Origin of the sequence: Nostoc sp. (assembly GCF_036917535.1) — a bacterium.
Taxonomy (GTDB): domain Bacteria; phylum Cyanobacteriota; class Cyanobacteriia; order Cyanobacteriales; family Nostocaceae; genus Nostoc.
In genome coordinates this window covers 97,006-111,149 of the sequence record NZ_JBALDA010000014.1, presented here as the reverse complement: position 1 = coordinate 111,149, position 14,144 = coordinate 97,006, and the positions used below count along the sequence as shown (strand labels likewise).

The window sequence follows — 14,144 nt, the reverse complement described above, 5'->3', positions numbered from 1 at the left end:
CCATGACCGGAGTATTACCTATCAAGGCTGAACTAGAAAATCGGCCTTCTGTAATGTCTACCCTTGAAGGGAATAATGTGGTGCAAGCTGTGCTTGACGATATCGAGAAAACTCTAGGTAATGCAGGGGGTGAAGTTTACTTCAGTGGTGTCGATGAGCGTCGTTTTATGGAGTCAAATCCAGACCACATTGTTTCCCGTTGGCGTCAACTAATAGCTCGAGGAATTGAAACACGAGTACTTACCCGATTTGGTGATGCTTTCACCCTTAGAGACTCCAAATCCCAACATCGTTGGATTCCAGAGCATTTCTTTAACCCCACTACTATTTGTGTCTACGGCGATAAGGTCGCCACAATTCTTTGGGGTTCTCCGGCTCAGGTATTAGTAGTGCAAGATTTTGCCTTTGCTGACGCACAGCGCAAACAGTTTCTCTGTATGTGGGAACAAGCAGAGATTCCAACAACAGAAAGCAACACACTAGAAGCAAAGCATCTCTTAGCTGAACGGACAATCAAACGATTTGGCGGTCGAGTCAGCTACATTAGTGGCAAAGATCGGCAGCTTTTTCGAGATTTTCGCCTATTAGACAAAACGCAGACTTACGGTAACAGCTTTTATTATGTCTGCCAAGCAGCTAATGGACTCGGGCCAGATCGCCTCGGACTGAAGTACTTTGATGGTCGGATGCTGGCTGGTATCGGTATTGGTAATCGCTTCTCACTCGGAGGTAATTGGCACTTCCATGTTGTTAACCCAATGGGAGAATTCGATCCACAGAGCTTACAGCGTCTATGTCGGCATTTATTAGAGCTAAGTGGCGTTCCTGTGTTCGTGAAAAAATTAACGACAGAAGAACGCGATCGCCTTTTAGGCATTGGCTTTTCACCAATCGAGGACTATCCCTGGCACGCCCAAGCTATGGAAGAAGATGATACCTTTGCTGAACAAATCCTCGATGTCAATGCCGTTTTGGAAAAGCTAAAGGTGCATCAACGCAGTGGTCTTAAGACCAACTATCGCTACTTCTGCTCTAAGTTTGGAGAGCAAACCACATCTGAGTTTCTCGGCGAAGAGAATGCTGCCCAAGCACATGATATCGTCAATAAGTTCTTTGATTATTTGGATATCAAGCAGTTGCACATTTCCCAGACCTCAGACTACGACAATATTATTCATTATCCACCATTAGGCAACAACGGCAAAATGTACTTCTCGCGGTTGATTCGGATTGGCGGTAAGGCTGCGGCTTTCTTTGCTATGGAGCCTATAAGTGATGATACAGTAGGGCTTTATGCTAGCATCACCCTGCATCAAGAATTTCCTAACCTTTCAGAGTACTTGATTGTGGAATGCTGTCGGCTCCTCCAAAAAGCAGGATATCGCTATTTAAATTTAGGTGGCTCAGAAACAAGTGGATTGTTTAGCTTTAAAGAAAAGTTCTCACCTGTAGAATATAAGAAGCTTCAATGGGTGGTGTATAAGGTTTAGGTTATTCCTGTTGTAGCTTGGCAAGAAAAAATAGTTATGATTTTTGGGAATTTGATTGCATGAAAATTTTGGACTTTAGATTGAAAATAAATTTCATTTAATTAACAATGGAATAAAGTTATTTCAATCAAGGATTTCAGATTTTCTTTATTGAAAGTAAAAAAGATTTATCATCTTAACAAACTAGATTAAAGAGTACTAATGTTGCCTTTCTTGGCAATATATACTGATTTAATCGGGATTTCAATGCAAAACTTTGCCCCTTGTCCTGGCTCAGAAATACACTCTATCTTGCCACCGTGTTTATCCACGACAATTTGGTAGCTAATAGATAATCCCAAACCCGTGCCTTGACCCACGGGTTTTGTAGTGAAGAAAGGATCGAATAGCTTCTGTTTAACACTTGCGCTGATTCCAGGCCCATTATCTTGAATAGAGATAACTATCCAATCAGGATTTAATACTTTAGTACAAATGATAATCTTACTAGGGTAGTTTTTGATTTCTGCTACTGTTCTTTCATCGTTGTACTTGTCTAACGCATCAATAGCATTACTAAGAATATTCATAAATACTTGGTTCAATTGTCCGGCATAACATTCTACGGTTGGTAATTCTCCATACTCTTTGTAAATCTCAATCGCAGGATGTTCTGATTTTGTCTTCAAACGATTATGCAAAATTAACAGTGTGCTATCTATTCCCTCATGAATATTGACAGGTTTCATCTCCGCTTCGTCCAGTCGAGAGAAGTTGCGTAAGGTAAGTACAATTTCGCGGATGCGCTCAGTACCGACTTTCATCGAAGAAAGGGTTTTGGGCATATCTTCTATCAGAAAATCAAGTTCAACTTCTGCAATCAAATTTTGAATATCTGCTACTGGATTTGGATAAACATCTTGATAAAGCTCGATTAATCTGAGTAGATCCTGGGTATAGTTATCAATGTGAGTGAGGTTCCCGTGGATAAAATTAACGGGGTTATTGATTTCATGTGCCACACCAGCAACAAGTTGACCGAGGCTAGACATTTTCTCGGTTTGAATTAGCTGTCCTTGGGTGTGCTGTAAATCTTGTAAAGTTTTTTCCAGTTCAGCCGCTTGCTGGCGCAAAGTTGCTTCAGAATAGCGTAATGCTTCTTCTACTTGCTTGCGATCGCTAATATCCCGTAAGAAAACAATATATTCTTGGCGCTGGTGATTGATTTTGTGTGAAATTGTTGTTTCAATGATTTGCTTATCTTGTGGAGACTTTTGTAAGATTTGCTCACTTCTGCTTTGCCAATAAGCAGGTGCATCATCTAATTCTGGAAAAAACTCATCAAGATGACGCCCAAGCAGCTGATTAACATCTATTCCTAACAATGCTTCAGCAGCCGAGTTAGCTTGAGTGATTACGCCATTTTCATCCAGCACTAAAACTGTATCTAGGACAGTATCTAAAGCAGTAATAAAGCGACTTTCAGCCACTTCGCGGGCTTCGGCAATCGATGCAATTTGTGGTAAAGTAGTCCAGCAAGCGATCGCCACTGCCATAAATGAGATTACTATCAGCAGAATGAAAAAAAGATTTTTATCTGCACCACTAGGAAGTTTTTCAAACTGCTCCTTAATCACCCAGGTAATAGTCGCAGTACTAGAAATTAATGCTACTAAAATTCCTACCTGAAACCCGACAAAATCTTTAATTTGGGTACTGTATAACTGTCGGCGTTGTATCCACCATCTGACATCGAAAGGTGCAAAAGGAATTCGCCTGATAGCCGCATCAGCTACCAAAACTATCATAGGTAACAGTAGCCCAGCAGCTAAATTTTGCCATCTCCAAGCTAAACCACCAACTACTAAAGCTACTAGCTCCACAAAACAAAAGCCCAAGGATAACCAAGGCCAGCGTATTCCAGGCTGTCCGCGGTTCAACCATAGCCCAAAGTGGAATGTAATAATACATAACAAATAGCTAATAGTGATAGTTATCACTAAATTATTAAGATCGCCCGAAATTAAATAAAACAAACTGAATATAAAAGCAAATATTAAACTAGGTTGCAATACCCCTTGACGAGAAACAACTGTAAAGACTGGAGACATATACCCGTCTAAAGCTAGTTGGTACAAAATACGAGGAGTATTAGCTACCCCGATAGCAGCACCAAGAAGGCAACTAGAGCAAATCAATAACGTTACAATTAGTGAAGCTGCCTGCCCCCAAAAAGGTGAAGCTGCGACAAAAGTCTTAAACAAATCGCCTTCTAACTCTGGGTTACTAGCTAAACGTATCAATACCCAAGAGCCACACAGAGAAATGATCGCGATCAAATAACCAGCTACTGATAATAAACGTAAGGTTTGATGGGGTTTTTGACTATCCGCGACAAACGCTGCACCTGTTTCAACACTATAAACAGCATAAACAGCGAAGAAAAACCACTTCGGCCATTCAATAGCCGAAAAACTAGGCAAACTGCCAGCAAACAAACCAGGACTTTGTGGCGAAAACGCTAACCAGCCTATGCCTTGAACAGAAAACAAAAGCACTAATCCTACTGCTGGAATAATGAAACATAAATGCAGAATCGCCAAAGCGCGTGTACCACTAAACGCGATACTGAATAAAAGTAGTGTGAAGCCAATTTTCATTACCATTTCTGGACAATGAATGCCCCAAGGTTCAAGCTGAACTTTAATCAATTCTGTAAGAATGACACCGTTGATCGGAAATGAAACCCAACCAACAAAATATCCTAGTGCTGCGTAGCGTCCTAAAAGCGGAAAATTTTTCAGCAGTCTGCTGGTGTAATTAGGTGTTCCTCCTGACACATCCGGCCATTGCCTGCCCAACGCTTGCACCTGAAAGCACAGCATTACACCTATAATCGTTGCTGGTATCCACACAAACAAGGCTTGTATGCCTAGCGCAGAAGTTATGAATGGTGCAGAGGTAAACCATGAAAGTAAGCCAGACAAACCAAAGCCAAAAGTTTCAATAGCAGTTAAGGAACGCGGAAGCTTCATGACTGATTTGTAATTTTTTTCCACACCCAAAACTGACTGGGTAGGCATAACTAGTTAAAAATGACACTACAAGCGTTTAAATAACATATTTTTATTTGTTGGAATAAGGGTGAAAATGCTGAAAGCTTCAAGATTAGCTCATATTATGACTATTTTGAGCGGTAATTATCCACAACCTTTTAAAGGAAGCATTACCTGTTTGATTACTTTTACTGGCATAGCTGTCTCTATTGCTTTGAATATTTCAGTACTTTGTATTTTGTAAGACTGTAGGAGAACTCTTAGAGATACACCACATTTTACAGATGACTCTAGGACTTCTGACTTGTTTTGCTTAGAAGTTCCAAGAGTCAAGAGTCTAACAGACTGTATATTTGGTTTTGAGACCTAAGTTCTATACCTCACAGAGTTACAAACTATTGTATTTTTATTCTTGGAAAGAATACTTAGATTTACATGACTTTGAGCTTTATACTGTTTCTTTATGAAACTGCAATATATTTTACCCCCCTTTTTAAGGGCAACCAGCTGGGGGATTTTATAAAGTGCATCTTCAGACAGAATTGCGATTAACTTAATTGTCTTGCTTTATATACATAGTAAATAACATGAATTCACCAAAATATCGGAACCATTTTCAAGACCAAAAACCTATTTATTTAGAGTTAAACTTTCAGATTATTTGTGCAGTTGTATTGATTGCTGTTATCGGAGTTTCTAGCGTAACTCCGGCTTTTCCGAAGTTAGCTAAAGACTTAAATATCAATCCGAAGAATTTGGGTTTACTGATTACAGCATTTACATTACCATCTCTGATTTTAGGGCCAGTTATTGGTATTCTTGCCGATAGATGGGGCAGAAAGAGAATTATTGTTCCTTCACTATTTATATTTGGCATAGCTGGGACTGCTTGCGCCTTCGCCCGCGATTTTAATTTATTGGTATGGTTGCGTTTGTTGCAAGGAATTGGTGCTGCTTCTTTGCTTTCTCTAAGTATCACCTTAATCGGTGATTTATACACCGGAGACAGACGGACTACAGCAATGGGTTACAATGCCAGTATTAGCAGCGTCGGCACAGCAAGTTATCCAATAATCGGTGGCGCATTAGCAACAATGGGCTGGTATTATCCTTTTATGCTGCCCATATTAGCGCTTCCTCTTGGGTTGTTGGTATTGTTTGCACTTCAGAATCCCGAACCAAAAGGCGATCGCAATCTCAAAGAGTATTTGAGCAATGCCGTCAAAGTTCTGAAAAATCGTCAGCTATTTGGACTTTTTGTTGCCAGTGCTGCTAACTTTGTTTTCCTTTATGGCGCTTATATTACATATTTACCACAGCTAATTAACGATACCTTCAAAGCGCCACCCACTATTATTGGATTGCTACTTTCTAGTATTTCCCTGGCAATTACCATCACAGCTTCCCAGTTAGGTAGATTAGCGAGAAGATTTCCCGCCACAAGTTTAATTAGTGCATCTTATGTTTTTTATGCTTTAGGGATGTTAATAGTTCCCTTTGTGTCAAATATCTGGTTACTATTAATTCCGTGTGCAATTTTTGGGATTGGACTTGGTATTAATTTTCCTAGCATCCAAACACTTTTAGCAAATTTAGCACCAAGAGAATATTTGGCGACGATTATATCGGTAAACGGGACATTCTATGGATTAGGACAAACATTAGGGCCGTTGTTGATGGGCTATGCCTTTGGTTTTGGCGGAATTAGTAGTGTGTTTTATGCCGCAACTGGTTTTGCAGTTTTGATATTTTTTGTGTTTAGGTATTGCACTTGTAAGTGATTTATAATTCATTTAGGAAGTGAGAGTCTTCTCAATCCGACGGTCAGGGATGAGCCACATAACTGCAACCAGAACGTATAATGCACAGGCAAACCATGAGTTTACAAAGGCAAGTGGAATTGCCACAGCATAGAAAACCAGCGATATCTTTTCCTTAAAGTTTCCACTGACTGCGATCGCTAGAGGCGAATCCTTGCCGTGGTGAGAAACTAGGGTGCGGGTAAGAATGAAGTAAGCGATCGCAGCTAACAACAACACCGTACCATAAAAGACAACTGGTATGGGGGCAAAGTGATTCTCACCCATCCAGCCAGTGACGAAGGGAATTAGCGATAACCAAAACAGCAGATGCAGATTAGCCCAAAGGATACGGCCATTAACGTGTCGGACTGCTTGTAGTAGGTGATGATGATTGTTCCAGTAGATGCCAATATAGATAAAACTCAACACATAGCTGAGAAATACCGGGATCAGTGGACGTAGCGCGGCTAAATTAAATCCATGCGGCACTTTGATTTCTAGCACCATAATGGTGATGATGATGGCAATTACCCCATCGCTGAATGCTTCTAATCTCCCTTTTACCATGTACGCATTCCTTTTCTATTTACTTGAAAGTAAGTTGTGACACCCTGTACTTTATCGTACCAAGTAGGCGTAGTTAATGAAGATTGTCTGTGTTGGCTACGCCAACGCTAAATATTTAATTCTCACTCGCCAATTTCCGCCGTAATTCCCGAATAGCAGCGCTAGTATTACGCTCGTAGGCAATTTTTAGAGACTCTATAATTACTTCTGATACATTGATGTTAGGGAAATAACGGCTTCTGGTTTTAATAGTGTAGCGATCGCCTTGCAATCTGTAAATCACCAGCTGGTTCTTCTTTAACAACCAAACTTCTGGTACTCGATAAGGTAGGTAGTCATTCACATCGGTGTAGTTGGTGATGTCTATTTCCACCACTAAATCAGGTGATGGATCGATGCCCAATTGATCCGATCTTTACCTGCAATTGCTTGCCAGTTTTCAATATAAAAACAGTAGTCTGGTTCCATACCACTTTCCTGTGGCAGTTCCATTGTGATTGGGGTAAATGCTTCTTATTCTTGTCCTAGATGATCGAGCAAAACTTTGACTACATCAGCAATTACACTTACTTTACGCTTATGTTCTGGTAGCGGTGCCATCAAGAGAATTTCTCCATCTCGATACTTAATGCGAGGCGAGGAGCGATCGCCTAGTTGTTCATTGAGTGCTTGATAGTCTTGCCAACTTCCGAGTAGGCGTACTACTGCACCTGGGGGCAAATGAATTGTATCGGGTGTGACAACAGCAAACATACAACTGAACCTCCACCTCCACTGTAATGCTTTAAATATCAATTGCTACGGCTGAAAAATACAGCAGCGATAACAATTAAACCTAAAAGTGCTAGAGGAACCCAGAGATTAGGGAGATCGGACAAACTCATAAAGGACTTCCAAATAATTAGGGTACATGAGGCAGATGGCAATAGACAATTGCTACTTTAATAAATCAACTTTTAAGTCAGCCTTTTTTTCACTTCTTCAGCTAAATTTTCTAGTAGTACTTCTACTTGCTCGCCTGTTTTCAAATCTTTAAGCGATGACTTTTGCGCGGCAGCTTCTTCAGAACCAATAATTACGCAGAATTGAATTCCTTGTTTGTCTGCTAATTGAAATTGTTTCCCCAAAGGACGTTTATCAAAGTTGGTTATTACATTAATTCCCGCTTGACGCAGATGTTGAGAAACTTTTAAATAAGTGGGCATTAAATCTTCTTGCATATTCACTACCATTACTTGGGCTGTTGTAGCAGCTAAGGTATTTAGAATTCCAGCTTTTAATAAACGACTAATTAAACGAGTTAAGCCGATAGAGATACCCACACCAGGCATTTTTTCACCCAAAAAAACCCCGACTAATTCTTCATATCTACCGCCAGAACAAATACTACCTAAAGTTTCATGTCCTAATAGGATTGTTTCGTAAACTGTGCCGGTATAGTAATCAAGACCACGGGCAATGGATAAATCAATACAGAAACGGTTTTCGGCAACTCCGAGATTACGCACCCCAGCAATTACCGTTTCTAATTCGGTAACTCCTAAGCTCAATTGCTCGGTTTCTGACAGATTTTGAGCAAGGTGCTTGAGCTTATCTAAGATTTCATCAACTGCACCGTCTATTTTGATAAATTCAATAATTTTTTGTGCCTGCTCGGCTGAAATTCCTTCTTTTTCTAAATCTTGTTTTACTTTAGTTTCACCAATCTTTTCTAGAGTATCAACAATACCAATACACGATTTAATTTGATTTTCGGCAATTCCCAGTGATTTAAAGAAACCAGTAAGAACTTTTCGATTATTGATGCGAATCAGAAAATCACCAATATTAATTGCTTCAAATATCTCCGTGATAATTGCAGGCATCTGAGCATCATAAAGCAAGCTGAGTTCATGACGAGCAACTACATCAATATCGCACTGACGAAACTGACGAAAACGCCCATCTTTTGCTCGTTCTCCACGAAAAACTACATCGGTTTGATAACGAGCAAAGGGAAAGGTTAATTCATTCAGATGACGGGCAATGTATGCTGCTAAAGGAACTGTTTGATCGAACTTTAAAGCTCTTGCCTCCGAACCAGTTTCACCCGATTTATCTCTCTCGGCTTGTCGATTTGGTGGCAATATGGGATCAATTCCATAAATGATATTGTCCCCTTGATTACCTTTAGCTTGCAGTACTTCTAAACGTTCTACAGCAGGTGTTTCAATGGGCGTAAATCCATAGCTTTCAAAAACTCTACGGATGATATCTAACAAATATAATTCTAGACGCTTTTCGCTAGGAAGGAACTCTGGAAACCCGCTAGGAGTAGAAAAGTTTATTTTGTCACCTTTGGCCATGCGTATACCTTACTAAGTTGAAATTTGAGATCAAAGCCTAACGACTGAAGTTGTGGCTACACAAACAAAGTCCGCCTGCGCGGACTGGAGAATAATGAGTGGTTATCTCTGAAAGGAGAAATTACTATCTTAGCCGTTCTTCTTGTCTTATCCGTCAAACTCACGCTAATTAGTGCCAAAATCCTGACTGAAAATTCTGCAAAGCAAAGAGTCTGCGAAAAATTGGGCTTCTGTATTCATCCCACTGCTAAGACTTCAGTCGTGAGAGCAGAAATTATAACTTGATGTGAAGCATAACAAATTCTGTTTTTCTTCCAAGCGATCGCGTTTTTCGTTGGCTTCTAATCTTCCGGTTGATCTGCTGCAAGTAACCTCTGTATCCACACCAATATCTTTCGCCAGTCCGCTCCAATTGGGTTGTTAGACCCAGTTTACGGTTTTATTGTCCACGCCCTGGCTTGCAATCTGCAAAACCCAACGCCTCTGTGTCGAGAAAACTTGCGATTGCCATCTCAATCACTGTTTCGATTGGATATTCAATTTCAGTAGCACGAGCTATTAAAGCGGCGCGAATTTCTTCAGGTAAGCATCCTAAAATAACTTCGGCGTCATTAAGGGAAAGTTGCTCTTGGAGTTTTGCTTGCATCGCTTTACTACCCTTCAGTTGGAATTTGGACGTTGTAAGGAGGTTCGCTGGCTCTTAAAAAAATGGCTTCTAGCTCCAATAGTAACGTAGGGTTTTCCCAATATGAAATGAATTGCACTGCGATTCGCACATCTTCATCGTTATACTTATCGAGCCACGCCCACAAAAAAGCTTTATGTCCACCACTGAAACGCCCCCGCAAGCTCTTGGTTTTACCGATGTACAGCAATCCGTCAGTCCTGTGCCTGATTGCATAGATGTCAGGACGAGCCGGAATGCTCGCAAAATCACGAGTCAAGGGTTGGCATTGTTCAAAGGGAATCAAGGCGATCGCATCCAGAATTTTCCGAGCTTGAGCTTGAAGTTCAGAATCATTTGTTGGCATGAACACGAGAGGGGTGATTGCACAGAAGTCATACTCTCACGAATTCAGTTATTTTCAAGCCCTTCCCAAAGTTGAGCCACCGGGACAGTTTGCCCAGTCATGGCTTCGTGCCAAGCTTGCCGGAAATCTGCTAAGACTTGTGCTTGAGATTGATTTTTCAAAGCTTTTCCTAAATTCGACTTTCACGCTTTCGGCTCCAAAAGTTGAAAGATGGATTCACGGCTAACTAGTTCAGTTGTTTCACCTTCAGCGAACGCTTGCTCCATTGCCACGTCTTCAATAATTTCTGCCACAAATTCAGAGACTTCTTTTCGATTGTCACGAATTAATTCGACGATCGCGCTTTTGAAGATTTCCTTAAGTTGCTCTGGGTTTATAGTAATCTCAGACTTTGTGCCTCCATTAGGTTAGTTTGGGTTCGATAGATTGATTTCTAACGCTTCAAGCTGCTGGTTGATCCAAGCCGTTGCTGTCGCTTCATCGGTTTTGATCGCTCTTTCTACTCCTGTTTTAGCAATTTCTAGCAGTTGCTTGGATTGCTCCCGTGCTTTGCGAGATTCCATTATCTCGCGAACGTCAGTTATCTTTAATTGCATCAACCTACTTAACTAATGATTTTGTGTTATTTCAAGGTTTTCTCAACTTAAACAAACCATTTGACTGGACTTCTCACGACTGCGTGGCGCGGGTGCGAAAATTGTTGCGCCTCAAACGTGTAGGACATGCAGGAACCTTAGATCCAGCTGCTATAGGAGTTTTACCGATCGCACTTGGTAAAGCCACAAGATTATTGCAATATCTGCCAGAAAACAAAGCTTACAAAGCTACTATTCAGCTGGGTGTGCGGACTACAACCGATGATTTACAAGGCGAAATCATCACTTCTCAACCTTGTGCTGGGTTGAGTTTGGCAAAGGTGAAAACTGCATTGGCACAATTTGAAGGCAAGATTGAGCAAATACCACCTAGCTACAGTGCAATTCAAGTGGATGGAAAACGTCTCTACGACTTAGCACGCCAAGGGAAAACGGTGGAAGTTCCAGTGCGAACAGTAGAAGTTTTTCACATAGAAATTTTGGACTGGAGAGAAGGAGATTTCCCCGAATTGGATGTGGCGATCGCCTGTGGTTCTGGTACATATATTAGAGCGATCGCTCGGGACTTAGGTGCAATCTTAGAAACTGGTGGCACTCTTACGGCTTTGATCCGTACCCAAAGCAGTGGTTTCGATTTAACAGATAGTCTCACTTTCACCGACTTAGAAACTAAACTACAAGGCGGGACATTTCAACCTCTCGTCCCTGATGCAGCCTTACAACATTTGTTATCTGTAACTTTACCAGCAACATCTGCTCAAAAATGGTGTCAAGGTCAGCAAGTTTCTCTAAATTCTGATGTTACTGGAATAGTGCGAGTTTATCAAGAAGAAACTCGCTTTTTAGGTGTTGGACAATTACAAGATGAAGTGTTGATTCCGCAAATGGTTTTTGAACCGATTTCTTGAAGAATTCAGAAGTCAGAATTCACAAGTCAGAATTTAGGAGTGCAGCCGGAGACACCCCGCCTTTGGTAAGAATTAAAATGTTCTCTACAAGACCCTGTGTGTAGCTTACTTTGTTCGCTGCAAGGGTACGCTGATTCGCTACCCTTGCGCTATCCACCAGTCGCACACAATTTAATTCTGAATTCTGACTCCTGACTCCTGAATTCTTTTTTGTTAAACCAAATAACTTGTATTTGGTATGATCGCAAAGAAAGCATACTCATACCAAGCAGTCCAGATGAAACTACGAATCCATCGCTGACGCTTTTCGGGACTCAATTCATATTCAAAAGCCCCACGAGATACATCAATGGAAGAAAGGTGAGAGTTGCAACCGCAGCCATGCTGATAAGTAAAACCGTATTGAGAAGCAATACTTTGCACCTTCATTTGAATAGCAAACACCTTACCTGCATGGAGTATGGCATCCCAAGCACGTTTATGTTCAATATCACGTCGATCGAATCGCAAGGCACGTTCTTCAAAAACATGATCGCGGTAAATTGGTGCTAAATGCACGTGATAAAAGCTAGCAGGTAATTCATAACCAAATTCATTGAACAAATCTATGCCAATACGAGCTACTTTTACTTCATCAGCGTAATCGATTCCTTGTGACTCCACTTCACGAAGAATCTCTGCAAAGTTCGGATAGCTGTGTTTGAGAAAGTCTTGCCCAAAAAACTCTAAGGTTTCCCATGCCAGTTGTGCAAATAACTGGGAAAATGATGGTATTAGGTGAGCTAGTTGGGGGCGATCGCTAAATAAGTCAACATCACCATGTTTTAGTTTATACAAAAATAACTGTGCCATCTCAATATAGCTTTGGGTCTGGGAAAGTTCGACACTCGTGGTTCCTCTAGCAATGTCTTGCCATATAGAAGGTAGTTGAGAAACATGAACCGCATTTTCTCCAGCAATGACTGCAACAGCAGGACATTCGAGAAGTTGCATCGACAATCTCCTTTAAGACTTTAATGTGTAATTTACCTTAAACAATCGCTAAATCTATCTTCTGAACACAATAAAAAATGTTTGACAGACTGTCTTTTGACAGCGATATCTACAATGGGCTACGCTTACGCAATTTTATCAAACAGAATTCAGGAGTTAGGAGCCAGAATTCAGAATGAATTTTGAACGAAAGAGTGGATGAATAAACGAGTTTAATAACCCCACCAAATTGAAAATTTAGTGGTGCAACAATTCAGTGGCAGGTCTGAATCTCTCACTGATATTGTGTCCGGTTAAAGACTTACCATTAAGACCGCAGAGGGGTAAAGGTGCTCCAGGTGCAGAGGGGAGGTATTTTGGACTTGATGCATAGATTCGGTAATTATGACTAATTAGCCGGATCTGATATGATTACATTCTGACTACTGAATTCTGACTTCTGAATTCTTCTTCAATTATAATTTTTAGGGCATTGGGCATTAGTTATTTTAGGATAATTCATAATTCAATTACCCACTCAAAGCACTCTCTTCACCCACCTGCTATTTTCTTATATATTTTTTCACCCTTGATTAACTCTTCGTAGTACTGTTCATAAGAGGTGAATCTGATAGATTCTTGTCTTCCTAAACCCAAGATGCCAAAGGTGCAAAGGCTATTATAAAACAGTTCGTGTACCCGTTTTTGAAGTACCTGATTAAAATATATAAGGACATTACGACAAAGAATCACATTAAACTCATTAAAAGAACTATCAGTGGCTAAATTATGCTGGGCAAAAACAACGTTTTCTCTTAGGGATGACCGAAAAATAGCATTGTCATAAGCTGCTGTATAATATTCAGAGAAAGACTTTTTACCGCCTGCTTTCAGATAAAGGTGAGTATATTCCTGCATCATTTTCAGCGAGAAAATCCCACTTTTGGCATTTTGTAATACCTTCTCATTCGTATCAGTAGCATATATGCGGCAACGATGATAAAGTCCTTCTTCTTGCAGTAAAATTGCCATTGAGTAGACTTCTTCACCAGTTGAGCATCCAGCGTGCCAGATGCGAATGAACGGATAGGTTTGTAAGAAAGGGATAACCTGATTTCTGAAGGTATTATAAAAGCTGGGATCACGAAACATTGATGTTACATTTACCGTCAGAGCAAGCAAAAATCGTTCTAAATAGGGACGATTATGGAGTAACCGCTCTTGCAATACAGAAACATTCGCTAACCCTTCTAATTGCATGAAGCCCTGAATACGACGCTTTAGTGAGGAAAGAGCATAATTGCGAAAGTCATAACCATAGTACTGATACACACCCTCCAAGAGTAGGCGTATTTCTATATCCTCCAAGATCGGTTTGGGCAAAGACATAATATTCAT

The 14,144-nt window shown here is 40.6% G+C and carries 12 protein-coding genes and 1 pseudogene; 3 read left to right on the top strand and 10 right to left on the bottom strand.

Annotated elements, in window-relative coordinates; all coding sequences use genetic code 11:
• Window positions 1-2: 2 nt before the first annotated feature.
• Window positions 3-1,490: a hypothetical protein gene (locus tag V7K56_RS04170; protein ID WP_334907880.1), complete on the top strand. Its 1,488-nt coding sequence runs from the start codon at window positions 3-5 to the stop codon at window positions 1,488-1,490.
• Window positions 1,491-1,678: 188 nt separating this feature from the next.
• Here the strand turns inward: V7K56_RS04170 and V7K56_RS04165 are convergent, their stop codons facing one another.
• Complete coding sequence (locus V7K56_RS04165; RefSeq protein WP_334907878.1) at window positions 1,679-4,552, bottom strand: ATP-binding protein; 2,874 nt, start codon at window positions 4,550-4,552, stop codon at window positions 1,679-1,681.
• Window positions 4,553-5,112: 560 nt separating this feature from the next.
• On the opposite strand from V7K56_RS04165, the gene V7K56_RS04160 reads away from it, so the two are divergent.
• A complete protein-coding gene (locus V7K56_RS04160; protein ID WP_334907876.1) occupies window positions 5,113-6,306 on the top strand; it encodes an MFS transporter in 1,194 nt (397 codons plus the stop codon).
• A gap of 12 nt (window positions 6,307-6,318) precedes the next feature.
• On the opposite strand, the gene V7K56_RS04155 is transcribed toward V7K56_RS04160, so the two are convergent.
• The 7 genes and pseudogenes from V7K56_RS04155 to V7K56_RS04130 all read right to left on the bottom strand — a co-directional run bounded on the left by V7K56_RS04155 (window position 6,319) and on the right by V7K56_RS04130 (window position 10,833).
• A complete protein-coding gene (locus tag V7K56_RS04155; protein WP_334907874.1) occupies window positions 6,319-6,894 on the bottom strand; it encodes a TMEM175 family protein in 576 nt (191 codons plus the stop codon).
• 115 nt (window positions 6,895-7,009) lie between these two features.
• Window positions 7,010-7,647: pseudogene (locus V7K56_RS04150) on the bottom strand (Uma2 family endonuclease).
• A gap of 203 nt (window positions 7,648-7,850) precedes the next feature.
• A complete protein-coding gene (gene hisS, locus V7K56_RS04145) occupies window positions 7,851-9,239 on the bottom strand; it encodes a histidine--tRNA ligase (RefSeq protein ID WP_334907872.1) in 1,389 nt (462 codons plus the stop codon).
• Window positions 9,240-9,678: 439 nt separating this feature from the next.
• Complete coding sequence (locus V7K56_RS04140) at window positions 9,679-9,885, bottom strand: hypothetical protein (protein ID WP_334907870.1); 207 nt, start codon at window positions 9,883-9,885, stop codon at window positions 9,679-9,681.
• 7 nt (window positions 9,886-9,892) lie between these two features.
• On the bottom strand, window positions 9,893-10,270 hold the full coding sequence (locus V7K56_RS04135) for a GIY-YIG nuclease family protein (protein ID WP_334907868.1): 378 nt from the start codon (window positions 10,268-10,270) through the stop codon (window positions 9,893-9,895).
• Window positions 10,271-10,452: 182 nt separating this feature from the next.
• Window positions 10,453-10,647, bottom strand: coding sequence for a hypothetical protein (locus V7K56_RS36925; protein ID WP_442939910.1), 195 nt, complete (start codon window positions 10,645-10,647; stop codon window positions 10,453-10,455).
• Between the two features lie 30 nt (window positions 10,648-10,677).
• Complete coding sequence (locus V7K56_RS04130) at window positions 10,678-10,833, bottom strand: hypothetical protein (RefSeq protein WP_334907866.1); 156 nt, start codon at window positions 10,831-10,833, stop codon at window positions 10,678-10,680.
• Window positions 10,834-10,889: 56 nt separating this feature from the next.
• Here V7K56_RS04130 and truB point away from each other — a divergent pair, with 56 nt between their 5' ends.
• Window positions 10,890-11,774, top strand: coding sequence for a tRNA pseudouridine(55) synthase TruB (gene truB / locus V7K56_RS04125; protein ID WP_334908049.1), 885 nt, complete (start codon window positions 10,890-10,892; stop codon window positions 11,772-11,774).
• A 213-nt stretch (window positions 11,775-11,987) separates the two neighbouring features.
• On the opposite strand, the gene V7K56_RS04120 is transcribed toward truB, so the two are convergent.
• Both V7K56_RS04120 and V7K56_RS04115 read right to left on the bottom strand, forming a co-directional pair.
• On the bottom strand, window positions 11,988-12,767 hold the full coding sequence (locus tag V7K56_RS04120; RefSeq protein WP_334907864.1) for a hypothetical protein: 780 nt from the start codon (window positions 12,765-12,767) through the stop codon (window positions 11,988-11,990).
• A gap of 531 nt (window positions 12,768-13,298) precedes the next feature.
• A complete protein-coding gene (locus V7K56_RS04115) occupies window positions 13,299-14,135 on the bottom strand; it encodes a CheR family methyltransferase (RefSeq protein ID WP_334908047.1) in 837 nt (278 codons plus the stop codon).
• Window positions 14,136-14,144: the final 9 nt, after the last annotated feature.

Excerpts from the sequence above, each read along its gene's own strand:
- V7K56_RS04170 (WP_334907880.1), top strand. The coding sequence starts at position 3 with ATGACCGGAGTATTACCTATCAAGGCTGAACTAGAAAATCGGCCTTCT.
- V7K56_RS04165 (WP_334907878.1), bottom strand. The coding sequence starts at position 4,552 with ATGCCTACCCAGTCAGTTTTGGGTGTGGAAAAAAATTACAAATCAGTC.
- V7K56_RS04160 (WP_334907876.1), top strand. The coding sequence starts at position 5,113 with ATGAATTCACCAAAATATCGGAACCATTTTCAAGACCAAAAACCTATT.
- V7K56_RS04155 (WP_334907874.1), bottom strand. The coding sequence starts at position 6,894 with ATGGTAAAAGGGAGATTAGAAGCATTCAGCGATGGGGTAATTGCCATC.
- hisS (WP_334907872.1), bottom strand. The coding sequence starts at position 9,239 with ATGGCCAAAGGTGACAAAATAAACTTTTCTACTCCTAGCGGGTTTCCA.
- V7K56_RS04140 (WP_334907870.1), bottom strand. The coding sequence starts at position 9,885 with ATGCAAGCAAAACTCCAAGAGCAACTTTCCCTTAATGACGCCGAAGTT.
- V7K56_RS04135 (WP_334907868.1), bottom strand. The coding sequence starts at position 10,270 with ATGCCAACAAATGATTCTGAACTTCAAGCTCAAGCTCGGAAAATTCTG.
- V7K56_RS04130 (WP_334907866.1), bottom strand. The coding sequence starts at position 10,833 with ATGGAATCTCGCAAAGCACGGGAGCAATCCAAGCAACTGCTAGAAATT.
- V7K56_RS04120 (WP_334907864.1), bottom strand. The coding sequence starts at position 12,767 with ATGCAACTTCTCGAATGTCCTGCTGTTGCAGTCATTGCTGGAGAAAAT.
- V7K56_RS04115 (WP_334908047.1), bottom strand. The coding sequence starts at position 14,135 with ATGTCTTTGCCCAAACCGATCTTGGAGGATATAGAAATACGCCTACTC.